This is a genomic window from Curtobacterium sp. UNCCL20, from assembly GCF_900101675.1.
Classification (GTDB): Bacteria; Actinomycetota; Actinomycetes; order Actinomycetales; family Microbacteriaceae; genus Curtobacterium.
Window position 1 is genome coordinate 652,011 of sequence record NZ_FNKG01000002.1, and the last position, 22,693, is coordinate 674,703.

The following is a 22,693-nucleotide window of genomic DNA, read 5'->3' on the forward strand; positions in this document are numbered from 1 at the left end:
CCTAGTTTCTGCCGTACTTCTTGTGCACTGCCTGGCGACTGACGCCGAGGAGCGTCGCGATCTCCTGCCACGAGGCACCGGCGTTCCGGGCGCGGCGGGCAGCGAGTTCTTCGGTCCGGTCGAGCTCACGGCGGAGCTCGCGCACGCTGGCGAGGGCGGAGAACGGGTCGTCCCCGGATGCCCCCGCCGCGAGGCTCGTGATGGTCGGTCGGTCCACGGGTGTCAACCTACATTGACACCGTGTGCGTGTCAACCTGAGTTGACGGACAGGTGGGTCGGGGCCGATCCGCGCGTGGGATGACGAATCGCGCACCGGATGACGAATCGCGCGTAGGAGGTCGGATCTTCCGGCCCCCTACGCGCGAAACGGCAACCCAGGTCGCGTGCGATGGGCAGGAACGTGCGGCGGGTGACGCATGACGGACGGGAGGCGCGGTGCCAGCTGGCACCGCGCCTCCCGTCCGTCGACTGCCTGCGTTACGCGCGGACGTCCGCCGGGGCCGCGTCGGGGGCGCCGGAGCGGTCCGCCTCGTCGAGGGCGGCGCTCTTCGTCTCACGCACGAAGAGGAGCGCGACGAGCGTGACCACCGCTGCACCGGTGAGGTAGAGGCCGACGAGGAAGATGTTCCCGTCCGGCTTCCAGAGGGCCAGCGCGATCGTCGGCGCGAGCGAGGCTCCGAGGATCGAGGCGACGTTGTACGCGATCGCCGAGCCGGTGTAGCGGACGTTCGTCGGGAAGAGCTCCGGCAGCAGCGCACCCATCGGACCGAACGTGAGACCCATCAGCGACAGCCCCACGATGAGGAACGTCACCACCGTGATCGGCCCGGTCGACGCCGCGAACCAGAACTGGAACGTCAGCCCGAACAGCGCGATGCCGATGGTGGTGGGGATGAGGGTGCGACGGCGGCCGAACTTGTCGGCGAGCACGCCGGCGATGGGCGTGAAGATGCCGAAGAAGACGACGCCGATCATGAGCAGCGTGAGGAACTCGCCGCGCGAGTAGCCGAGGCCCGGCTTCGGGACGAGCGGACCGACCTCGGCGCCCGTGGTGCCGTAGGACAGCGTGAACGTCGTCATGAAGTAGAAGAGCACGTACGTGGCGACCATGCCGAAGGTGCCGACGATGACGGCCTTCCACGAGGTGCGGAACACCCGGCCGAGCGGGACCTTCGCGACCGTGCCGGACTCCTGCACGCCACGGAACACCGTCGACTCGACGAGCTTGAAGCGCACGTAGAGGCCCACGATCACGAGCACCGCGGAGAGCAGGAACGGGATCCGCCAGCCCCACGCCTGGAACTCGGGGTTCGCGCTGCCGTCGGCACCGGCGGGCATCGCGGCGTTGATCGCGATGAACAGGCCGTTGGCGAGCAGGAAGCCGATCGGGGCGCCGAGCTGCGGCATCGACCCGAACACGCCACGCTTGCCCTTCGGGGCGTTCTCGGTCGCGAGGAGGGCCGCGCCGGACCACTCGCCGCCGAGGCCGACGCCCTGGGCGAAACGCATCACGGCGAGGAGGACGGGTGCCCAGATGCCGATCGAGTCGAACGTCGGCAGGCAGCCGATGAGGAACGTGGCGGTGCCCATCACGAGCAGCGACGCGACGAGGGTGGCCTTGCGGCCGACGCGGTCACCGAAGTGGCCGAAGATGATCGACCCGACGGGCCGCGCGAAGAACGCGAGGGCGAAGGTGACGAACGAGGACAGCTGCGACGCCGTCGGGTCCTCGTTCGGGAAGAACAGCGTCGGGAAGACGAGGACCGCGGCCGTCGCGTAGACGTAGAAGTCGTAGAACTCGATGGAGGTGCCGACGAGGCTGGCGATCACGACGCGGGAGCGCGGGTTGCTTGCGGTCTTCGGGGTTGCTGGTGCCGGTGCGGCGGACATGGGGTGAGGAGACTCCGTGGGGGACGCTCACGAGGAGCGCAGCGGTGTTCCGGACGGCGGACACCGGTCGGGTCGCGCAGGGTGGTGCGCGGTGCACGCGGGGTGGCGTGGCTGGTGACCGGGTGCGTTCGGTACGGGGGAGGACCGCTTGTGACGGAGGACAGCATCGTACGACAGATGTCGTGCACCTGCGAATCCGCCCAGAAGCCGCCGCGTGGACGACTCCCGCTCGCGCGCCGCCGGGTCAGCCCAGGGCGGAGCCCGCTTCGAGGTGCGCCGGCAGCTGGTGCCCCATCCGGTCGCGCTTGGTGTCGAGGTACCCGGCGTTCTGCGCCGAGATCCCGACGACCAGCGGCACGAGGCTCTCGACGGTGATGCCGTGCTCTTCGAGCTGGCGGCGCTTCTCGGGGTTGTTCGAGAGCAGTCGGACGCTCGTGAGACCGAGGTCGGCGAGGATGCCGGCGGCGCCGCCGTAGGCGCGTGAGTCGGCAGGCAGCCCGAGCGCGAGGTTCGCGTCGAGGGTGTCGAGACCGTCCTCTTGCAGGCGGTATGCCTTGAGCTTGTTGATGAGGCCGATGCCGCGGCCCTCTTGTCCGCGGAGGTACACGACGACCCCACCCTCGGCGGCGATGGTGTCGAGCGCCGCGTCGAGCTGGGGGCCGCACTCGCACTTCAACGACCCGAAGGCCTCGCCGGTCAGGCATTCGGAGTGCACGCGGACGAGTGCGCCGTCGCGGGGTGCGGCGCCGTCCGGGCCGGTGCCGATGATCGCCACGTGCTCCGCGCTCGTCACGAGGTCACGGTAGGCACGCATCTCGAACGTGCCGTGCGTGGTGGGGACGTTCGTGGACACCTCGAACTGGACCGGGCTCCCGGGGGTGGGAGAAGTGAGTGCATCGGTCATGAGGTGCTCCGGTCGTTCTGGGGCCCCGCGTTCCCGAGCGCGTCCGCCGCCGGCCGTGGGGCGCGGTGCGGTCGTGCTCGGACCAGCAGGTCGGGGCCGAGGCTGGTGGTCGATAGTACGTCCAACCTCCGACGTTCGCCGATGCTTCCCACACCGACGTCATCGAGGGCGACGCGGGGTCCGCCGAGCAGCACCGGGGCGAGGTACACCAGGTACTCGTCGACGAGGCCGGCGGCTATCAGGGCCGATGCGACGGTGGGTCCGCCCTCCACGAACACGGAGTGCACGCCGTGCTCACGGAGCGCACCGAGCGAGGCGGCGAGGTCATGGCCGGGCAGGCTCAGGAGCCCGCGGGGGTGCCGTCGGAGCGCGGCGCCGTCGGGGACGGGGCGGTCGCCGAGCACCACCGGGAGCGGCTGGTCGGCGAGGAGTTCGCCCGCGTCGCCCCGCGCGGTGAGGCTCGGGTCGTCGGCGAGGACCGTGCCCGTCCCGACGATGATCGCGTCGTGGGCGGCCCGCTGCTCGTGCACGTGCTGGCGTGCGGCGGCACCGGTGATCCACTGGCTCGTCCCGTCGGCCGCGGCGGCGCGTCCGTCGAGGCTCGACGCCCACTTCACGGTCACCCACGGTCGGCCGAGGCGGACGGAGAGGAGCCATCGCTCGAGGAACGCCTCGGCCTCGTCGGCGAGCACGCCCGACACCACGTCGACGCCGGCGGCACGCAGCCGGTCGCCGCCGCCGTGGACGTTCGCGCCGGGGTCGTCGATCGCGTACACCACACGGCCGACCCCGGCCTCGATGAGGGCGACGGCGCACGGACCGGTCCGGCCGGTGTGGTTGCAGGGTTCGAGGGTGACCACGGCCGTCGCGCCGCGGAGGTGTGCCGGGTCGACCTTCGCCATCGCGTCGACCTCGGCGTGCGGGGTGCCGGCGCCCCGGTGCCACCCCTCGGCGAGGACGTCGCCGGCGGGGGAGAGGATCACTGCGCCGACCCGGGCGTGGTCACCCACGACCGGGCCGAGTGCCGCGAGTTCGAGCCCACGACGCATCGCCCGGACCTCTGCGGGGGAGGCCGCAGGGGCCGACGGAGCCGGGGTGGTGGTCACGGAACGAGACTACCGGCGCTGCTCGGGTGACACGTCAACACGGTGTCCCCCGGTGTCACACGCGCCCGGCCGCGGGGAAGGTCTCCGCCGGCCAGGCCAGGTCGGACGCCGGCGACCCGTCGGCACGGCGCAGGCCCTTCCACGCCGGGGTGGGCCCACCGTCACGACCGGGGATGAGGGCTTCGCCCGTGCCCGTGTACGAGAAGCCCGCCGCGCGTGCGACGCCCGCCGAGGCGGTGTTGCCGGCGTAGCACTCCCAGTACACGTCCGGAGCGCCCTGCTCGAACGCCCAGTCGACGACCAGGCGCACCGCGTCGTGCATGAGCCCGGCTCCCCGAGCGGACGGCGCGAGCCAGAACCCGAGGTCACGATGGGCGGTCCGGTACCCGATGACCCCCTCGAGCCACGTCGAGCCCGCCCGGCGGATCGCCCAGGCGTACTCCCTGTCGGACGCCCACCCGGGGCCGACGAGCGCGTCGACGAAGGTCGTGGCGTCGCGCGTCGTGTACGGCGTCGGGATCGTCGTCCAGCGCGCGATGTCCGGGTCCTGGCAGGCCTCGGCGATGGCGGCGGCGTCCGCCCGGGTCGGCACGTCGAGGTGCACCCGGGAGGACGACAGCGCGAAGGGGATCATGGTCAGGCGCGGCGGCGCGGGACGAAGCCGATGCGGTCGTACACCCGTGCCAGGGTCTCCTCGGCGATCGACTCGGCGCGCTCGGCACCGACCGCGAGCAGCCGGTCGAGTTCTGCCGGGTCGTCGAGGAGCTCCAGCGTGCGGGCGCGGACCGGCTCGAGCTCGGCCACGACCGCGTCGGCGACCTCACCCTTCAGGTCGCCGTAGCCCTTGCCCGCGAACGATGCCTCGAGCGCGGCGATCGGCGTCCCCGTGAACGCCGACAGGATGGACAGCAGGTTCGTCACGCCCGGCTTCTCCTGCCGGTCGGCCCGGATCTCGCGCTCGGTGTCGGTGACCGCGGACCGGATCTTCTTGGCGGTGCGCTTCGGGTCGTCGAGCAGCCGGATGAGTCCGTTGTCCGACGCCGCAGACTTGCTCATCTTGCTCGTCGGGTCCTGCAGGTCGTAGATCCGGGCGGTGTCCGTCAGGATCCGGGCCTCGGGCACGACGAACGTCTCGCCGAAGCGGGAGTTGAAGCGGCCGGCGAGGTCGCGGGTGAGCTCGACGTGCTGCCGCTGGTCGTCGCCGACCGGCACGACCTTCGTGTCGTAGAGCAGGATGTCCGAGGCCATCAGGATCGGGTACGTGAAGAGCCCGACCGACGCCGCCTCGGCACCCTGACGCGCGGACTTGTCCTTGAACTGGGTCATCCGGCTCGCCTCACCGAAACCGGTGAGGGTGTTGAGCACCCACGCGAGCTCGGCGTGCGCCGGCACGTGCGACTGCACGAACAGCGTCGCCTTCGTCGGGTCGATACCCGACGCGATGTACTGCGCGGCGGTCGCCCGGGTGTTCGCTCGGAGCTCGGCCGGGTCCTGCGGCGAGGTGATCGCGTGCATGTCGACGACGCAGTAGATCGCGTCGTAGTCGTCGAGCAGGTCACGCCACTGCATGAGCGCGCCGATGTAGTTGCCGAGGTGGAGGGACCCGGCCGACGGCTGGATGCCCGAGAAGATGCGCGTCTTCGTCATGGTGCTGGTGTCCTGTTGCTGCTGGAGAGTGGGGAGGTCAGAGTTCGTAGTCGACGACCACGGGGGCGTGGTCGGACCATCGCTGGTCGTAGGCCGCAGCCCGGTCGACCGTGTACGTCGTGACCTTGGCGGCGAGGTCCGGGGTCGCCATCTGGTAGTCGATGCGCCAGCCGGTGTCGTTGTCGAAGGCCTGGCCGCGCCACGACCACCACGTGTACGGCCCCTCGACGTCGCCGGCCTGCGCGCGACCCACGTCCACCCAGCCGAGACCCGGTCCGGTGGAGCCGTCGGCGCCCTCGACCTGCTCGCCGTCGGCGCCGAAGAACCGCGAGAAGTAGGCACGCTCACGCGGCAGGAAGCCCGCCCGCTTGACGTTGCCCTTCCAGTTCTTGATGTCCCGCTGGTCGTGCCCGACGTTGAGGTCGCCGACGACGACCGCGAGCGGGTTGTGCTCGCGCAGGGCGGGCAGCCGCTCGGTCATGGCGTCGAGGAACTTCCACTTCTCGTCCTGCTTGGGGGTGTCGACCTCGCCCGAGTGCACGTACGTCGACACGACCGTCACCGTGGTGCCGTCGATCTCGTAGTCGGCCTCGAGCCAGCGACCCGCGGAGTCGAACTCCGAAGGACCGAGCTCGACGCGGTGGATGTGCGCCCGGTGCTTCGACGCGATCGCGACGCCCGCTCGGCCCTTCGCCGTCGCCGGGTCGTGCACGATGTCCCACTCGTCGCCGAGCAGTCCGGAGAGGTCGTCGCTCGACGCGCGGACTTCCTGCAGCGCGAGTACATCGACGTCGCGGGTGGCGAGCCAGTCGCCCATGCCCTTCCGGAACGCGGCACGGATGCCGTTCACGTTGACGGATGCGAGGCGCAGGCGTGTCATGCAGAACACCCTATCGGCGGGTGCCGACACGACGACGGCCTGGAGGCGCGGTGCCAGCGTGCACCGTGCCTCCAGGCCGTCATCCGGTCACGCCCAGGGCGTGACGCGCGCGGTCAGGCCGCGTCGTGGTCCGTCTTGAGGAACTCGACCAGGCTGTCAGCCGTCGTCTCGGCGTCGTCGCCCGAGACCGTCAGGGTGACCTCGTCGCCGTTCTCGATGCCCAGCCCGAGCAGCGCGAGGATGCTGCCCGCGTTGCCGGACTTCTCGCCCTTCGCGATCGTGACCTGGTGGCCCGATGCCGTCACGGTCTGGACGAAGAGGGAGGCGGGGCGTGCGTGCAGGCCGGACGCGCTGGCGACGGTGACGGTACGGGTGGCTTCGGACATCGATGGACTCCTAGTCGATGGGTGGTGGCGCTCATGGTAGCGAGCGCCCGGTGGGTGGGTTCGGTGAGCGGGCGCGGCGGGGAGCGACCCGCAGGTCAGGCCCGGCCGGGCCAGAACACCTCGGTGCCGGCGGCCTCGACCTCGCGCACGAGATCGGCGTTCACCGCGGGGTCGGTGATGATCGTGTCGATCGCGGCGAGGGGGGCGACGCGGCCGAACTCCTCGCGGCCGAACTTGGTGTGGTCGGCGAGCAGGATGCTCCGTCGGGCGGACTTGATCATCGCGCTCTTCACGGCGGCCTCGGCCATGTTGTGCGTCGTGAGCCCCCGCTCCGGGGTGATCCCGTTGATGCTGATGAAGGCGACGTCCACGCTCACCATGCCGATGAGCTGGTGCGTCCAGGTGCCGACACCGGCGAGCGAGTCGCTGCGGATGTTGCCGCCGAGCAGGTGCAGGTCGATGCCCGCGCGGTTCGCGACCGCCATCGCGACGGGGAGCGAGTGCGTGACGACGGTGAGGCCGCGGTCGGTGGGGAGCATCTCGGCGAGGCAGATCGTGGAGGTGCCGGCGTCGATCATGATCGAGCCGTTCTCGGGGAGTTCGTCGAGGGCGGCCTCGGCGATGACCATCTTCTCGGTCTGGTTGATGCCGCCGCGGTCCCCGACGCCCGGGTGCAGCGTGATCCGCTCGACCGGGATCGCGCCGCCGTGGGCACGACGGACGAGGCCGCGTCGCTCGAGGCTCGTGAGGTCGCGACGGATGGTCTCCGGCGTGACGGCGAGCAGCTCGGCGAGGTCCTTCACGTCGACCCGGCCCTGGGCGCGTGCCTCTTCGACGATGCGCTGGTGGCGCTCTGGTGCGTACATCGGACCCCATCGTCTCAGGTCGGAACGGAACGGACATGCTCGGGCACGTCTGCGACGGATTGCCCCGAACTTGATCGTCCGCCAGACGCAAACGGGCATCTGTTTCTGTATTTTTATCCCCGGATGTGTTTGTTTGTCAACGTGGATCGGGGTATGGTGCTGAACAGGCCGCACGGGCGGGTTCCCGCCGTGTCGCTGCGCACCGAACGAACCACCCCACCGCAAGCGCGTGTGAGATGAAGGAGTCTCGAATGTCCGAACTGCTCGGAACCGGCGTCGGCCGTGGCGTCGCCCACGGCACCGTGCTCCGGATGGCGGACCCGCTGGGCGAACCGTCGAAGGACGCGCTGCAGGGTTCGGCGGACGACGCCAAGCAGTCGGTGCACGACGCGCTCTCGCACGTGGCCGACGACCTCAACAAGCGCGGACAGCTCGCCGGCGGCGACGCCCAGGCCGTGCTCGAGGCCCAGGCGCTGATGGCGCAGGACCCGACCCTCCTCGACGACGTGCACGCCCGCATCGACGGCGGCACGAACCCCGAGCGCGCCGTGTACGAGGCGTTCGCGCAGTTCCGCGACCTGCTCGTCGGCATGGGCGGCTACATGGGGGAGCGCGCGGCCGACCTCGACGACGTCGCCCAGCGCATCGTCGCGAAGCTCCGCGGGGTCGCAGCGCCCGGCGTGCCCGAGTCGGACACCCCCTTCGTGCTCGTCGCCCGTGACCTCGCGCCGGCCGACACCGCACTCCTCGACCTCGACAAGGTCCTCGCGCTCGTCACCCGCGACGGCGGCCCCACCTCGCACACCGCGATCCTCGCCCGGGCCAAGGGCATCACCGCGATCGTCGGCGTCACCGGTGCCGACGACCTGACCGACGGCCAGCACGTCGTCGTCGACGCCGTCGCGGGCACCGTCGTCACCGAGCCGTCCGACGCGCTCGTCGCCGAGGTCGAACAGCGCATCGCCGACCGCCTCGCCGCGGCCGCCGCCCCGCTGACCGCCGGCGCGCTCGCCGACGGCCACACCGTTCCCCTGCTCGCGAACCTCGGCAGCCCCGCCGACGCCGCGGGCGCCGTGTCCCTCGGTGCGGAGGGCGTGGGGCTCTTCCGCACCGAGTTCCTCTTCCTCGACTCGCCCAAGGCGCCCACGGTCGAGGAGCAGCAGGAGTCGTACAAGCAGCTGCTCCAGGCGTTCCCCGGCAAGAAGGTCGTCGTCCGGGCCCTCGACGCCGGTGCCGACAAGCCGCTGCCGTTCCTCACCGACAAGGACGAGGAGAACCCGGCGCTCGGCCGTCGTGGCCTCCGCGCACTGCGGAACCACCCCGAGGTGCTCCGCGACCAGCTCACCGCGCTCGCCCGGGCCGACGCCGAGACGGAGGCCGACCTCTGGGTGATGGCCCCGATGGTCGCCGACGCCGAGGAGACCGAGTACTTCGTCGACCTGGCCCGTGAGCTCGGCATCCGCACCGCCGGTGTGATGGCCGAGGTCCCCTCGCTCGCCCTCATGGCCGAGCAGGTGTTCCAGTCCGCCGACTTCGTGTCGATCGGCACGAACGACCTCACCCAGTACACGATGGCCGCCGACCGCATGCTCGGCACCGTCGCGTCCTACCAGGACCCGTGGCACCCCGCCGTCCTCCGCCTCGTCGCCCAGCTCGGCGCCGCCGGCCAGGCAGCGGGCAAGCCGGTCGGCATCTGCGGTGAGGCGGCGGCGGACCCGCTCCTCGCCGTCGTCCTGGTCGGCCTCGGCGCCACCACCCTCTCCATGACCCCCGCGGCTCTGGCCGACGTGCGCGCCGAACTCGGCCAGCACACGCTCGAGCAGGCCCGCGAGATGGCCCAGGCGGCACTCGCTGCGAGCACGGCGGCGGCCGCGAAGTCCGCCGCGGCCGCAGCACACGCCGCCTGAGCCGACCCCCACAGCACCACCCGACCCCAGCACCACCTCCCTCACAGCCGCAGCACCTCACAGAAAGTCACCGCACATGACAACGTCGTCCGTTGCAGCGCCCGACGCCCCCGCGAAGTCGCGGGGCGGCGCACGCGTCGCCGTTCAGAAGTTCGGCACGTTCCTCTCCGGCATGGTCATGCCCAACATCGCGATCTTCATCGCGTGGGGCATCATCACCGCCTTCTTCATCGAGACCGGCTGGACGCCCGTGGGCATCCTCGGCGGGTTCGGTGAGACCGGCGGCGTCGCCAACCTCGGCCTCGTCAGCCCGATCCTCACCTACCTGATCCCGCTCGCGATCGCCTTCCAGGGCGGCCGGATGATCTACGAGACCCGCGGCGCCGTCGTCGGTTCCGTGATGGCGATGGGTGTCATCGTCGGCGCCAACGGCACGGTCATGATCCTCGGCGCGATGATCTGCGGCCCCCTCGGCGCGTACCTCATCAAGCAGATCGACAAGATCTGGGACGGCAAGATCCGCCCGGGCTTCGAGATGCTGGTCAACAACTACGCCGCGGGCATCCTCGCCTTCGGTCTGGCGATGATCGGGTTCTTCTGGCTCGCGCCGATCTTCAAGGCGATCGCGAACGGCCTCGGCAGCGCGGTGGAGTTCCTGGTGAACCACTCGCTGCTCCCGCTCGCCAGCGTCATCATCGAGCCCGCCAAGGTGTTCTTCCTCAACAACGCGATCAACCACGGTGTGCTCGACCAGCTCGGTGCCGCGCAGGTGCAGGAGTCGGGCAAGTCGATCCTGTTCCTCCTCGAGGCGAACCCCGGCCCCGGCCTCGGCATCCTCCTCGCCTTCACCTTCTTCGGTGTCGGCATCGCCCGCTCGACCGCTCCCGGCGCGATCATCATCCAGTTCCTCGGCGGCATCCACGAGATCTACTTCCCGTACGTGCTGCAGAAGCCGGTCCTGTTCATCGCCGTCATCCTCGGTGGTGCCACGGGCGTCGCGACCAACGTCGCGTTCCACTCCGGCCTCGTCGCCCCGGCCTCGCCGGGATCGATCTTCGCGGTCCTCGGTGCGACGGCGAAGGACAGCTTCCTCGGCGTCATCCTGTCGGTCATCCTGTCCGCGGCGGTGTCGTTCGCGGTGGCGTCGTTCTTCCTCATCGCGACCCGCAAGCGTGACCTGGCGAACGGCGGCGGCGACATGACCGCTGCGATGGCCAAGCTCCAGGCGAACAAGGGCCGCGACGTCAACGCCGCGACCGCCGGCCTCCTCGGCAACAACAGCCCGGCCAACGAGCAGGAGTCCGAGGCCGCCCTCGGCGGTGTCGGTGCCGCGACGGCCACCGCGACGAAGGTCCACAACGTGGTCTTCGCGTGCGACGCCGGCATGGGCTCGAGCGCCATGGGTGCCAGCGTCCTCCGCAACAAGGTGAAGAAGGCCGGCATCGAGGGGGTCACGGTCGTCAACAAGGCGATCGCGAACCTCACCGGTGACGAGGACCTCATCATCACCCAGGAGGAACTGACGGACCGCGCACGACAGAAGAACCCGAACGCACAGCACGTGTCGGTCGGCAACTTCATGAACGCGCCGCAGTACGACCAGGTCGTCGAACAGCTCAAGAACCAGTAACGAAGTGCAGTATCGGAGGGGACGGGCCACAACCCGTCCCCTCCACCACGTCCTCGACCAACAAGGAGAACCACCGATGCCCGTCCTGCAGGAGAGCCAGATCCGCATCCACACCGAGGACACCGCGCCGACGAAGTCGGAGGCGATGAAGGAGGCGGCCGAGATCCTCGAGGCTGCGGGCGCGGTCACGGCGGACTACTACCCGGCGATGCTCGAGCGCGAGAAGAGCGTCTCGACGTACATGGGGAACTTCCTCGCCATCCCGCACGGCACGAACGACGCGAAGGACGCGATCAAGTCCTCGGCGCTGTCGTTCATCCGCTACGCGAGCCCGATCGACTGGGACGGCAACCCGGTGCGTTTCGTCGTCGGCATCGCCGGCGTCAACAACGAGCACCTCGACATCCTCTCGAAGATCGCGATCGTGTTCTCCGACGAGGACGAGGTCCAGAAGCTGACCGACGCCCCGGACACCGCGGCGATCCTCTCGATCCTCGGCGAGGTCAACGAGTGAGCACCCCCACCGCCGTCCACTTCGGCGCGGGCAACATCGGCCGTGGGTTCGTCGGACTCCTGCTCCACGAAGCCGGGTACGAGGTCGTCTTCGCCGACGTCGCCGCGCCGCTCATCGACGCGCTGGCCGCCGCCGAGTCGTACACCGTGCACGAGGTCGGCGCGAACGCACGGGACCACGAGGTCACGAACTTCCGCGCCCTGAACAGCGCGCAGGACGAGGCGGCCGTCGTCGCCGAGATCGCCACCGCCTCGATCGTGACGTGCGCGGTCGGGCCGAACGTCCTGAAGTTCATCGCGCCGGTCATCGCCCGCGCGCTGGTGGCCCGCGATGCCGACGCCGCACCGATCGCCGTGATGGCGTGCGAGAACGCCCTCAACGCGACCGACCGTCTCCGCGAGTTCATCGTCGAGGCGCTCCCGGCCGACGTCCGCGACCAGGCCCTCGCGAAGGCCGTCTTCGCGAACACCGCGGTCGACCGCATCGTGCCCGCGCAGCCCGAGGGCGGCGGCCTCGACGTCACCGTGGAGACCTACTTCGAGTGGGCGATCGACCGCACCCCGTTCGGTGGCACCGAGCCGGAGATCCCCGGCGCGCACTACGTCGACGGACTCGCGGCCTCGATCGAGCGCAAGCTCTTCACGGTCAACACCGGACACGCCACCGTCGCCTACCACGGCTTCCTCGCCGGGGCCGACAAGATCTCGGACGCCATCGCGATCCCCGCGGTCCGCTCCGAGCTCGAGTCCGTGCTCGCCGAGACGAGCGACCTGCTCGTCCGCCGGCACGAGCTCGACCCCGAGGTGCACCGCGCCTACGTCCAGGCGATCATCGGCCGCTTCGAGAACCCGCACCTGCCCGACACCGTGACCCGGGTCGGTCGGCAGCCGCTCCGGAAGCTGTCGCGTGACGAGCGCTTCGTCTCGCCCGCCGCCGCACTCGCCGAGGACGGCACGGAGCCGACGGCGCTCCTCGACGCGATGGGCGCCGCGCTCCGCTTCGACGTCGCGGACGACGAGCAGAGCGTCGAACTGCAGGCGCTCCTGCACTCCGACCGGAGCGACGAGGCCGTCGTCACGGAGATCACCGGTCTCGACGAGCAGCACCCGCTGCACGCCGCCTTCTCGGAGCGGGTGCGTTCCGCCCGCGCCTAGCGTTCCCAGCTGACGGACTGGAGGCGCGGTGCCAGCTGGCACCGCGCCTCCAGTCCGTCCGCGCACTGTCGCGAGACGCCGCTCCAGCCGCGAGACGCCGCTCCAGCCGCGGGACGCCGCTGCGGTCGGAGGACGCCTCACCAGCCGAGGGCCGCCAGCAGCTCCGACACCGTCGTGATCGTGGCGCGGCCGAGGCCGGCCACCCCGATGCGACCGGGCCGGCTCAGCGCACGGTCTGCGCGGAGCACGACGACCCCGGCGACCCCGGCGTCCCGCACCGCACGCGTGTCCACCGCGGTCGGCTTCGCCGCGCGGTCCACGAGCACGACCACGGAACGCCAGAGCAGCGTCGGGTCGGGGTCGTGCGCGATCGACGCGAGTGCCGCGCGCACGTCGGCGGCACCGTCGACGGTCGCTCGGCCGACGACGACGAGGCAGTTCTCCGGAGTCGCCGCGAGTGCTGCGGCCGGACCGACGTGCGCCCCCATGTCGTGCAGGGTCACCCGCGTGGTCGCCGGCTCGAGCGACGGCAGTCGGGCGGCGAGCTCACCGCCGGAGTGGTCCGTCGCCTGCACGACCACGCCGAGTCGGCCGCCGATCGCGTCTGCCAGGAGCGCCGCGACCGTCGTCGTGCCGGTGCCGCCGGCGACGCCCGTGACGATGACCGTCCGGGCACGCTGCAGCGCCGCACGCCGTGATCCGGGCATCGGGGGGAGCGGAGCCGAGGTCGGTGGGAGGTCGCTCACGAGCCGTCCTCCACGAGGACCTGTGCGCCGATCGCCGCGGCGAACGCACGGGCGATCTCGACGCCGACGTCCCCGGCCGATCCCCACGGTGCCCACGCCTCGGTCCACCACACCGGGCCGTCCACGGACGCCCACGGTGCCAGTCGGGCGACCTCCGCGGCGTTCTCGACGAACTCGGGCACCTGGACGCTGAGCACGGCGGAGCCCCTGCGGTCGACGACCTCGGTCACCGCACCGCCCGCGAGGGTCCGGACGCGCAGGTCCGGTGCCACGTCGGCACCGGCGTCGACGAACGCCGCGAGTTCGGGCGCGTTCGCGGACAGGATCAGCACGTCACGGGGCATCGACGGCTCCCTTCGGGTCGAGGACGGTGGTCTGGCCCGCTGCGTCGGAGCGCGCCGGCTGCGTCGTCGGTGCCGCGGCGAAGTGGGCCACCTGCACGATGCGGGGAGCGGTGCCGCGGCGCACGAGACGCCCGCGTCCGGGCGGGAACTGCTCGGCGTAGACCTTCGGGAAGACCTGGCCCTCCGACCGCTCGCCGCTCAGCACGAGGCCGGTGGCGCCGGAGTCCCGGATGGACTGGATGACGGTGTCGTACATCGCACGCGCGGCACCGGCGACCGGTCGGGTCAGGACGACGTGCAGCCCGAGGTCCCGCGCGGACGGCAGGTACGGCATGAGCGGCGCGAGCGGGTCGGTGCCGGCGGAGGCGACGATGTCGTAGTCGTCGACGAGGACCACGATGCGGGGCCGCGGACCGGTCGAGGTGCCGGCGGCGCGCTGCTCGAGTTCGGCGGCGATGGCAGCCGCCAGCCCGCGGGCGTCCCGGCCGTTCGAGGCGTGTCCGCCGAGGAAGTCGTCCGGGGTGCCCGCCGCGGCACCTCCGCGGACGTCCATGAAGGCGAGGACGAGCTCGTCCGGGGTCGACCGTTCCATGAACCCGGCGGCGAGACCCCGGAGGAGCGCCGTCTTGCCGCTGGCGGTGTCACCGAACACGAGCAGGTGCTGGTCGACCGCGGGGTCGAACGCCACGAAGTCCATCGTGTCCTGTCGCAGGGCGAACGGCACGGTGTCGGGCGCGACGAGGGGGTCTGGGAGCTCAGCGGGGTCGAACGACTCCGGGAGCAGCCGGATCGGGGCTGCCGCCGGACCGCCCCAGCTGTCCGCGACGCGCTGGGCGAGGGCAGCGAGCTCGTCACCGACCGCACCGTCCTCGACGTCGTCGAGCACCGGCAGGGCGACCTGGCCGAACAGCTCGTCACCGGTCAGCACCCGGCCCGGCTCGCCGGACTTCAGCGTGGCCGCCGCCGCGCGGGCGATCGTGGAGTCGGCCGGGTCGTTCAGCCGCATCTCGAAGCGCTGCCCGATGAGCGGCTGGTTCGCCAACCGCAGCTCGTTCCAACGGGTGAGCGCCACCACGACGTGGATGCCGAAGCTGCCACCCCGCTGGAGCAGGTCGCCGAACGCGTCCTCGAGTTCCTCGAACTCAGTGCGCATCACGCCGAAACCGTCGATGAGCAGGACGACGTCGGCGGACCCCAGCTCGGGCACCCGTCCCGCGGCGTGGCGCTTCCGCAGCATGGCGAGCGAGTCGATGCCGTGGTCGCGGAACACCCGCTCGCGCAACCGGATCATCGCCTGCAACTCCTCGACCAGGCGGAGCAGGCGGTTCCGGTCCGCTCGGGTCGCGACGCCACCGACGTGCGGGAAGCCCTCGATGCGGCCGAGGCCACCGCCGGACAGGTCCATGCCGTACACACTCACCTGGCGCGGCGTCGTGGTGAGCGCGATCGACGCGGCCACCGAGCGCAGGAAGGTGGTCCGACCGGAACCCGGCGCACCGATGACCGCGACGTGTCCGCCGCCCTGCGTGAGGTCGAGCATCCACGGGCGCTGCCGCTGGCGTCCGGGGTCGTCGAGCAGACCGATCGGCACCGTGAGCCCGGTCGGGTCGGTGTCGGCGTTCGGGTCGAGCACGGCACCGAGCGCCAGACGGGTCGGCAGCGGCGGGAGCCACACCGGCGTCGTCGCCCGGTCACTGCGGCCGAGCCGTTCGACCGCCTCGTCGACCACGCTCCGGCCGACGTCGGGGGCCTCGAGGGTGGCCTCGCCCGGGTCGTCGTCCTCCGACGCGAGGGTGTTGTACACCGGCAGCTCGAACGGCTCCGGTGCGGTGTCGGTGGAGGTCGGTGCCGCGGCCGCGGCCGGGGTGGCGTCCTCGATCGGCCCGGACACGTAGCCGGACCGGAACCGGGTGTACACGCTGGTGTCGACCTTGAGGTAGCCGTACCCTGGGACCGCGGGCAGGTGGAACGCGTCACCGGTGTCCAGGACGACCTGGCTCTCGGCCTCCGAGAACGTGCGGAGTCCGAGCCGGTACGACAGGTAGGTGTCGAGGCCGCGGAGCTTGCCCGCTTCGATCCGCTGGCTGGAGAGCAGCAGGTGCACGCCGATCGAGCGCCCGATGCGGCCGATCATGAGCAGCAGGTCGACGAACTCGGGTTCCGCCGTGAGCAGTTCGCCGAACTCGTCGATGACGAGCACGAGGTGCGGCATCGGCGGGAGCTCGGGCCGGTGCGTGCGGAGCTCCCGGTAGTGCGTGATCGACGGCGCGGCCCCGGCGTCGCGGAGCATCTCCTGGCGGCGGCGCACCTCGCCCGCGATCGAGGCCCGTGCACGGCGGGTGAGCTGCGGGTCGTCGGCGAGGTTGTCGATGAGGCCGGCGACGTGCGGCAGCCGGGCGAACGGGGCGAACGCGGCGCCGCCCTTGTAGTCGACGAGGATCATCGCGAGGTCCTCCGGCGGGTGCGACACCGCGAGGCCGAGCACGAGCGTGCGGAGCATCTCGCTCTTGCCGGAACCGGTGGCGCCGATGCAGATGCCGTGCGGGCCCATGCCCAGTTGCGCCGACTCCTTGAGGTCGAGCAGCAGCGGGGCGCCGAAGTCGTCGACGCCGATCGGGACGCGGAGGAAGTCGCGCGGTGCCCGGGGACGCCAGGTCCGGTCGGGGTCGATCGTCGTGACGTCCTCCACCCCGAGCAGGTCGGTGACGCCGATCGCCGCCGACGACTCGGCGCGTTCCTCGGCGTCGGCGGACAACCGCAGGGGAGCGAGCGCGCGGGCGACGGCGGTGACGAGCGTCGGGGCGACCGGGTCGCAGACGGCAGCCTGCACCGGGGCGGGCTCACCCTCGGCCACGTCGCGCGCGTCGACGATCTCGAGCAGGGTGCGACCGGGCTGCTCCGACCGTGCCGTCACGCGCACCCGCACGTCCGAGGGCTCGTGCAGGCGGTCGGCGACGAGGTGCACCACGATGATCCGGAGGTCCTCTGGGCGGGTCTCGCCCTCCGGCAGCGCGAGCGGGACGGCCACGCTGCCGTGCTCGTCCGCGAAGACCACCAGACGCGCAAGGTCGCTCCGCTTCCCGGAATCGCCCGACCGCCGCCACATCGCCGCGGTCCGGGCGCGCTCGCCGAGTTCCCCCGCGAGGGTGCGCGCGAGCGTCGGGACGTCCTCGGCCACCCGTCGGGCGCGCAGCGGACCGTCGAAGGTGCGGTCCATCCGGGCGTGCGGGAGCAGGTCGAACCAGTCCCAGTCGTCGGCGCGGTCGGCCGGGAACGCCGCCGCGAGGTGCAGGTCCTCCGGGGCGTGCATCGCCGCGAGCTGGGCGACCAGGGCGCGGGCGACGTCGAGCACGGCCGCTCGCTCGCCGACGACCGAGACGTCGCCGGCGTCGTCGAGCCGGATCGCGATCGGCATCGCGTGCACGGTGCCGTAGTGCTCGGCCACCTGCTCGAGCTCGGCGAGCATCAGCGGGTCGAGGGGCTGCACGGGGTTCTGGTCCGGCGGCACCGTGAGGTCGAGCCACGCGACGTCACCCGAGCCGACCCGCACGCGCAGGAAGTCGGCGTGGCCGCGACGCCGCTCCCACAGCCGCGCCAGGTCCCCGACGAGCCGGGGGAGGGTGTCCGGGGTGGGGTCGACGTGCTCGGCGCGTTCGCGCACCGCCGTCGTCCGGGCACGGAGGTCGCCGCGGAGCTCCTCGAGGTAGTCGAGGTACCGCTCACGCTGGGTGCGACGGTTGCGCACGGCGTTGCCGCGCTGGGTGAAGGCCATGCCGAGGCCACCGACGAGGGCGACCACGAAGACCAGCGCCGCGACGACCATGAGCACCGGGTTGTTGCCCCGCAGCACGACCATCATCACGACGGAGGAGATCGCACCGACCACCGGCAGCAGGGACTGCAGCGGGATGCCGCCGCTCGGGCCCTCGGGGAGCTGGGGCGGCGGGGCGAGCTGCTCGGCGTCGGGTCGGACGAGCGGGGTGGAGACCCGTGCGGGTCGGTGCACGATGCGGTTCACCGGGACACCTCCGGTGCGTGACGGTCGACGCGGCGGCCGACGGCGGCGTCGACGAGGGCCGCGGTGAGCTGGATGAGGGCGATGCGCGAGGCCGTCGGACGGTCGCCGCCGCCGGTGACGCTCGGGTCGCTCGGGATCGGGTGGACCGCGTGGCCGGGCCACTCCGCGGCCGTGCGGGCCGCGCGGAGCCCGGCGCCGGTGGTGTCGACGGGGACCACGAGCACGCGCGACCCGGGGGCGTGTCGACGGATCGCGTCGGCGTGCGCCACGCCCTCCTCGACCGACGGGCGGTCTGGTCCGGTGACGAGGGCGACGACGTGCGCGTCGGCGGCGACGGCGCCGAGGTCGACGAAGGGACTGCGGGAACCCCAGTCGCCGACGACGACGTCGAAGAAGCGGGCGATCGGGTCGACGGCGTCGGTCCATTCGTCGGGTGCTGCCTGGCGGCTCGGGAGGCGCGGGTCGCCGATCCGGAGCACGTGCAGTCCCGAGCCGGTCACGGCCAGACCCTCGGTCGCCTCCCACGAGGTGCGCGCGGCACTGCGGCGCGGGGAGGGTGGCGTCGGCTCGGTCCGGTCGGCACCGGCGTACGCGGCGAACGAGCGCAGCCCGGCGGCACCGTCTACCCCGAGGACGCGTCCGGCCCGGCGACGTGCCAGCACCGTCGCGACGGCCGCCGCGGTCGCGGAACAGCCCGTCCCGCCGCGCAGCGAGGCGAAGGCGATGCGCCGGCTCGTCGGCACGCCCTGCCGGATCGCCCGGTGCGCGTCGTCGAGCTCGCGTGCCCCGCCGGCCACACTGCCGAAGAACGCCCGTCCGAGTGCCGGGACCACGTCGTCGAAGAGCCGCATCGTCAGAACGTCTCCAGCAGTGCGGCGAACAGGCCGAACGTCCCGAGCAACAGGGGCAGGGTCACGACCACCGAGACGGTCTCGAGCACGTTGCCGAGCGATCGCAGCCGTGCCCGCTGGTGCGCCGCGGGTCGGACACCGGCGAGCAGTGCTCCCACCACACCGAGCCCGGCGAGCATCCCGAGCACCTGCACGGGGGCGGTGGCGGCGTGCCCGACGAGTCCGAGCACCGCGGCGAGGACGACCGCGGTCCAGAGCAGGACGCCCTGCAGGGTGAGCGGGAACGCCCGCGTCCGGAGCGCGGCCACGACGACGACGGCGGTGCCCAGTCCGATCGCCCACGGGTCCTGGTCGGCGACGAGGGCAGCGCCGGCGATGGCGATCGGCGCCGCGACGGCCGCCGTGGTCCAGTCGAGTGCCCGGTACGCGTCGTCGAGGGCGCTCACCACGCGGTCACGGGCGACGAGGTCGCCGCCGCTCACCCGGTCGTCGAGCCCGGTGAGCCCCGCGGACGACATCGCCGCGGACGGCAGGAGCCCGCACGCCACGATCGCGGCGACGGCCACCACACCCCACCCGGCGGCCTCCGGGGCCGGGGTCAGCCAGGTGACCATGCCGAGCAGGGGCAGCACGACGCCGACGACGGCGGCGGCGCCGATGGTCCGGGTGCGCTGTCCGACGCCGAGCCCGACGCCGAGCGCGATCCACGCCCAGACGAGCACGACCGCAGCGATCATCGCGGGCTGGTCGCCGTCGCGGCCGAGCACCGGGCCGACCGCCAGGCCGATCGGGAGGGCGAGCCCGGTGGCCGCCGCGGTGAGGGCGATGCCCGTCCAACGGGCTCCGGCTCGTCCGGCGACGAGGGCCGCGAGCGCGAGGACGACCCCGCTGCCGGCGAGCACGGACGGGAGCACCGCGGGGGAGACGTCCCCGCCGTCGAAGGCAGCTCGGACCGTGGCGACCGTGAACGCCGCGACCACCAGGGTCCCGACGACCGACGCGGTCGCGCCCACGGCACCCGCGGCGACGGCCTGTCGTGCGGCCGTTCCCCAACCGTCCGATCGGCGACCGAGCGAGTCGGCGACGGCGTCGGTGACGTCGGAGACCTCCGGCGGCGGCGGGGCGTCGGCGCGGCGGACGAGGTGCAGGACCTCGCCGTCGGAGATCTCCTGCGTGGCGGCGTCGGCGGCGAGCGCGACCTCTTCCCCGGTGACGCGCACGAGCGCGACCGGGTGCGCGCTGTCCGCGATCGGCTCGTCGAGGATGTCCACCAGTCGCGGCAGCAGCCCGGCGAACGGCTCGTCGGACGCGACGACGACGTCGGCGCGACGGCCGGCGCCGACCACGGTCACGCGGGTGAAGTCGGTCACTTGGTCTCCTGTTGCTGTTGCTGCTGGGGCGCCTGCTGGGCGAGCGCGTTGGTGACGAACGAGTAGCCGAGGCACCCGACGCCGACGACCGCGGCGAGGACGACGCTGCCGATGAACCGCTTCACGTTGTCGTTGACGATCCGACGGTCGGCGAGCCGCCCGAGCACGAACGCCTGCCGGAGCCGTCGTCGGTGCGTCGAGACGCTCTCCAGCAGGATCGAGTCACTGTTCCGCGGCACGCTGCACCTGTTCCCTCGTCCGGTCGTCCATCCCCACCGCGTCGGCCACCCGGTCACGGCCGATGTGGGCGAGCACGGCCGCGAGCTCCTCAACGGGGTCGCGGTCCGGGCTCCGTCCGAACGGCAGCACGAGCGCCGGGATCCGCGGCCGGCCGGCGACGACCGCACCGAACCGGTCGCGCATCGCCTCGGGGTCGAGCGCGAGCGCTCGCACCGACGGCGCCCCGAGCAGCATCGCGACCGGGACCGGGGGGAGGGCCATCCGCGGCGCCTGCGCGAGGTCGGCACGACCCGGGCGTCGGAGCACCAGGGCGAAGAGCGGGAGTTGGGTCGCGGCGAGACGCCCGAGCACCTGCGGCACGGCTGCGACCCGCACCGATGCGGCGGCGTCCCCGGGGGCGCCGACCGACAGCAGGCCGGTGGTGAGCTCCTCGACGCCGTGCTCGGTCCGCTGCGCCGTGATCGTCATCGCGAGCGGCGCAGCGGGTGATCCCACCGCGAGCAACCTGGTCGGGTCGGGCATGCGCTCGCGGGCGACCTCGGTGACCGCTCGGCGGTCCCAGGCACGGGTCGCTGGCTCGTGCGTGCCCCAGCCGGTCGGGGCGGCGCCGGCGAGCTCCACGGCGAGCAGCTCGGTCGTCGTGCCCAGGACGGTCTCGGCACTCGCACGGTGCCGGACCGAAGCGGAGACGACGAGCTGGTCCGCGGTCGCGGGCTCCGGACGGAGGTGTCCCACGGCGACGTCCTCGACCGTGGTCGGCGGGCCGAGCAGCACCGCGTCGGTGAACTCCTCGAGCCGTCGCCCGTCGAGTCCGTTGCGGAGGCCGTCGTCGCCGCGGACCACCCACGCTCCGCCGGCGTCGACGAGCGCCTGCCGGAACGCCTCGGTCACGACGGACAGCCCGTCGGTGACGAGGATCGGGCGGGCGCCCTCGGCCGACGCGGTCCGGAGCACGTCCACCTGGGCGCGGCCGAGGCGCACGATGCCCGCACGACTCTCGATGCGGATGGTGCCGCCGCCCGCCGAGTCGACGAGCGGGTGCTTCGCGGTCGGCCGGTCGTCGTGCGTCCGCGCTGCTCGGAACGGGTTCACGCGGCGGCCCCGACCCGGTCGACGACGAACGCGTGGTCGCCGATGCGGACGGTGGAGCCGGCCGTGACCGTCAGGTCCACGCCGGGGACGAGGACCTCGAACGACGCGTCCGGCCGGATCACCGACGTGCCGTTCGTCGAGCCGAGGTCACGCAGCACCACGGCTCCGTCTGTCTGCACGAGCGCGACGTGGGTCTTCGAGAGCGTGCGGGAGAGGTCGGGCACGGCGACGGTGGCGACGCCCGGTTCTGCCTCCGGGGTGCGGCCGACGACGCAGGTGCCGCGGAACCAGTGGAGCGCACCGGAGTCGAAGCGGAGCACGACGGCGTCCACCGGGACGGACTCGTCCGCGACCGGCGCGGCGGGCGGCGGCACCGCCGCGAAGCCGCCGTCGAGTCCGGAACCGACGGGTGCGGAGCCGACCCCGGACCGACGTGTGGCGTCGAGACCGACCGGTGCCGCGCCTCCAGGAAGAGGAGCAGACCCGGGACGGACACCCGGCGACGCGGCCGCACCGAAGGCGGTGCCGAGCGCCGGGGCCGCGGGGGAGAGCGGTTCACGACCGGCGCGCAGCGACGCGGTCAGGGTGCCGGTCGCAGTGGCCCACGGACCGGCACCGGCGGGACGGGGGTGCTGCCCGCGCAGGCGCGACAGCTGGCGCACCGGCCCGGCGGGCAGGGCGTCCTCGACGTCGACGACGCGGGTCCCCGTGATGACACCGCCCGGTCCACGGCCCGTCCTGGAGGCGCGGATCGCCGTGATCACGGCCGTCACGACCAAGCCGGCCACCGCGCCGGCGATCGCCGTACCGAGTGGGTCGGACGAGGGCACGGCCGTGTGGGCGAGGAAGAGGAGGCCGGCGCCGGCGGCGGCGCCGAGCAGGCACACGACCACGTCGACGAGTCGCGCCAGCGCGACCGCGCCGGCTCCCGCCACGGCGACGTCGCGCAGGGCGTCGTACTCCGACGAGGCGACGGTGCGACCGAGGAGTGCACCGCAGTCGGTGCAGAACCGCTGTCCCTGCGTGGACGCAGCACCACAGCGCCCGCAGGTCATGACCGGAACGCCGGTCTCGACCACGATCGACGACATGCCCCACCTCCCATCGGCACGTCCGATCATGTCAGAACCGGGGCGTGACGCGTGTCG

Annotated in this window: 20 protein-coding genes and 1 pseudogene; 4 read left to right on the forward strand and 17 right to left on the reverse strand. The window is 72.5% G+C overall.

Translation table 11 applies throughout. From position 1 onward, the window contains the following. Position 1: 1 nt before the first annotated feature. The 9 genes and pseudogenes from BLT36_RS12400 to BLT36_RS12440 form a co-directional block, all read right to left on the reverse strand. The gene (locus BLT36_RS12400; protein WP_214528518.1) at positions 2-202 is read right to left on the reverse strand and encodes a hypothetical protein; all 201 of its coding nucleotides are present in this window, start codon (positions 200-202) and stop codon (positions 2-4) included. A gap of 275 nt (positions 203-477) precedes the next feature. Then, on the reverse strand, positions 478-1,890 hold the full coding sequence (locus tag BLT36_RS12405) for an MFS transporter (protein ID WP_092095500.1): 1,413 nt from the start codon (positions 1,888-1,890) through the stop codon (positions 478-480). A gap of 244 nt (positions 1,891-2,134) precedes the next feature. Continuing rightward, positions 2,135-2,755, reverse strand: a pseudogene (ribA, locus tag BLT36_RS12410) (GTP cyclohydrolase II); the annotation flags it as partial. Positions 2,756-2,790: 35 nt separating this feature from the next. Then, positions 2,791-3,843: a bifunctional diaminohydroxyphosphoribosylaminopyrimidine deaminase/5-amino-6-(5-phosphoribosylamino)uracil reductase RibD gene (ribD, locus tag BLT36_RS12415; protein ID WP_254787629.1), complete on the reverse strand. Its 1,053-nt coding sequence runs from the start codon at positions 3,841-3,843 to the stop codon at positions 2,791-2,793. A gap of 112 nt (positions 3,844-3,955) precedes the next feature. After that, positions 3,956-4,534: a GNAT family N-acetyltransferase gene (locus tag BLT36_RS12420; RefSeq protein ID WP_092095503.1), complete on the reverse strand. Its 579-nt coding sequence runs from the start codon at positions 4,532-4,534 to the stop codon at positions 3,956-3,958. Between the two features lie 2 nt (positions 4,535-4,536). Next, positions 4,537-5,547 (reverse strand): tryptophan--tRNA ligase, encoded by a 1,011-nt coding sequence (gene trpS / locus BLT36_RS12425; RefSeq protein ID WP_092095505.1) that lies wholly within the window; start codon positions 5,545-5,547, stop codon positions 4,537-4,539. A 37-nt stretch (positions 5,548-5,584) separates the two neighbouring features. Continuing rightward, positions 5,585-6,427 carry an exodeoxyribonuclease III gene (locus BLT36_RS12430; protein WP_092095507.1) on the reverse strand — a complete coding sequence of 281 codons (843 nt, stop codon included), beginning with the start codon at positions 6,425-6,427 and terminating at the stop codon, positions 5,585-5,587. 113 nt (positions 6,428-6,540) lie between these two features. Next, positions 6,541-6,813 carry an HPr family phosphocarrier protein gene (locus BLT36_RS12435; RefSeq protein ID WP_092095508.1) on the reverse strand — a complete coding sequence of 91 codons (273 nt, stop codon included), beginning with the start codon at positions 6,811-6,813 and terminating at the stop codon, positions 6,541-6,543. 95 nt (positions 6,814-6,908) lie between these two features. Further along, positions 6,909-7,679 carry a DeoR/GlpR family DNA-binding transcription regulator gene (locus BLT36_RS12440; protein ID WP_092095510.1) on the reverse strand — a complete coding sequence of 257 codons (771 nt, stop codon included), beginning with the start codon at positions 7,677-7,679 and terminating at the stop codon, positions 6,909-6,911. A gap of 251 nt (positions 7,680-7,930) precedes the next feature. Here BLT36_RS12440 and ptsP point away from each other — a divergent pair, with 251 nt between their 5' ends. The 4 genes from ptsP (at position 7,931) to BLT36_RS12460 (ending at position 12,884) form a co-directional block, all read left to right on the forward strand. Then, a complete protein-coding gene (gene ptsP / locus BLT36_RS12445; protein ID WP_092095512.1) occupies positions 7,931-9,586 on the forward strand; it encodes a phosphoenolpyruvate--protein phosphotransferase in 1,656 nt (551 codons plus the stop codon). A 76-nt stretch (positions 9,587-9,662) separates the two neighbouring features. Then, positions 9,663-11,216, forward strand: coding sequence for a PTS mannitol transporter subunit IIBC (locus BLT36_RS12450; RefSeq protein ID WP_092095513.1), 1,554 nt, complete (start codon positions 9,663-9,665; stop codon positions 11,214-11,216). 76 nt (positions 11,217-11,292) lie between these two features. Then, entirely contained in the window at positions 11,293-11,730 is a 438-nt protein-coding gene (locus tag BLT36_RS12455; protein WP_079236519.1) for a PTS mannitol transporter subunit IIA, read from the forward strand. Further along, on the forward strand, positions 11,727-12,884 hold the full coding sequence (locus tag BLT36_RS12460; protein ID WP_092095515.1) for a mannitol-1-phosphate 5-dehydrogenase: 1,158 nt from the start codon (positions 11,727-11,729) through the stop codon (positions 12,882-12,884). The genes BLT36_RS12455 and BLT36_RS12460 overlap by 4 nt, the downstream gene beginning before the upstream one ends. 137 nt (positions 12,885-13,021) lie before the next feature. Here BLT36_RS12460 and BLT36_RS12465 read toward each other — a convergent pair whose 3' ends face one another. The 8 genes from BLT36_RS12465 to BLT36_RS12495 are packed head-to-tail and all read right to left on the reverse strand — an operon-like array spanning position 13,022 to position 22,636. Next, a complete protein-coding gene (locus tag BLT36_RS12465; protein WP_092095516.1) occupies positions 13,022-13,630 on the reverse strand; it encodes a hypothetical protein in 609 nt (202 codons plus the stop codon). Beyond that, positions 13,627-13,974 (reverse strand): hypothetical protein, encoded by a 348-nt coding sequence (locus BLT36_RS12470; protein WP_092095518.1) that lies wholly within the window; start codon positions 13,972-13,974, stop codon positions 13,627-13,629. Before BLT36_RS12470 ends, BLT36_RS12465 begins: the two co-directional genes overlap by 4 nt. Beyond that, positions 13,964-17,992 carry a type VII secretion protein EccCa gene (eccCa, locus tag BLT36_RS12475; protein WP_139166458.1) on the reverse strand — a complete coding sequence of 1,343 codons (4,029 nt, stop codon included), beginning with the start codon at positions 17,990-17,992 and terminating at the stop codon, positions 13,964-13,966. The genes BLT36_RS12470 and eccCa overlap by 11 nt, the downstream gene beginning before the upstream one ends. Continuing rightward, entirely contained in the window at positions 17,989-18,843 is an 855-nt protein-coding gene (locus BLT36_RS18915) for a hypothetical protein (RefSeq protein WP_139166459.1), read from the reverse strand. Before BLT36_RS18915 ends, eccCa begins: the two co-directional genes overlap by 4 nt. Positions 18,844-18,845: 2 nt before the next feature. Then, positions 18,846-20,213, reverse strand: coding sequence for an EsaB/YukD family protein (locus BLT36_RS12480; protein WP_175529629.1), 1,368 nt, complete (start codon positions 20,211-20,213; stop codon positions 18,846-18,848). Further along, on the reverse strand, positions 20,210-20,452 hold the full coding sequence (locus BLT36_RS12485) for a hypothetical protein (protein ID WP_092095523.1): 243 nt from the start codon (positions 20,450-20,452) through the stop codon (positions 20,210-20,212). The genes BLT36_RS12480 and BLT36_RS12485 overlap by 4 nt, the downstream gene beginning before the upstream one ends. Continuing rightward, the gene (locus BLT36_RS12490) at positions 20,436-21,545 is read right to left on the reverse strand and encodes a DUF6177 family protein (protein ID WP_092095525.1); all 1,110 of its coding nucleotides are present in this window, start codon (positions 21,543-21,545) and stop codon (positions 20,436-20,438) included. The genes BLT36_RS12485 and BLT36_RS12490 overlap by 17 nt, the downstream gene beginning before the upstream one ends. Then, the gene (locus BLT36_RS12495) at positions 21,542-22,636 is read right to left on the reverse strand and encodes an FHA domain-containing protein (protein WP_092095527.1); all 1,095 of its coding nucleotides are present in this window, start codon (positions 22,634-22,636) and stop codon (positions 21,542-21,544) included. The genes BLT36_RS12490 and BLT36_RS12495 overlap by 4 nt, the downstream gene beginning before the upstream one ends. Between the last annotated feature and the right edge of the window lie 57 nt (positions 22,637-22,693).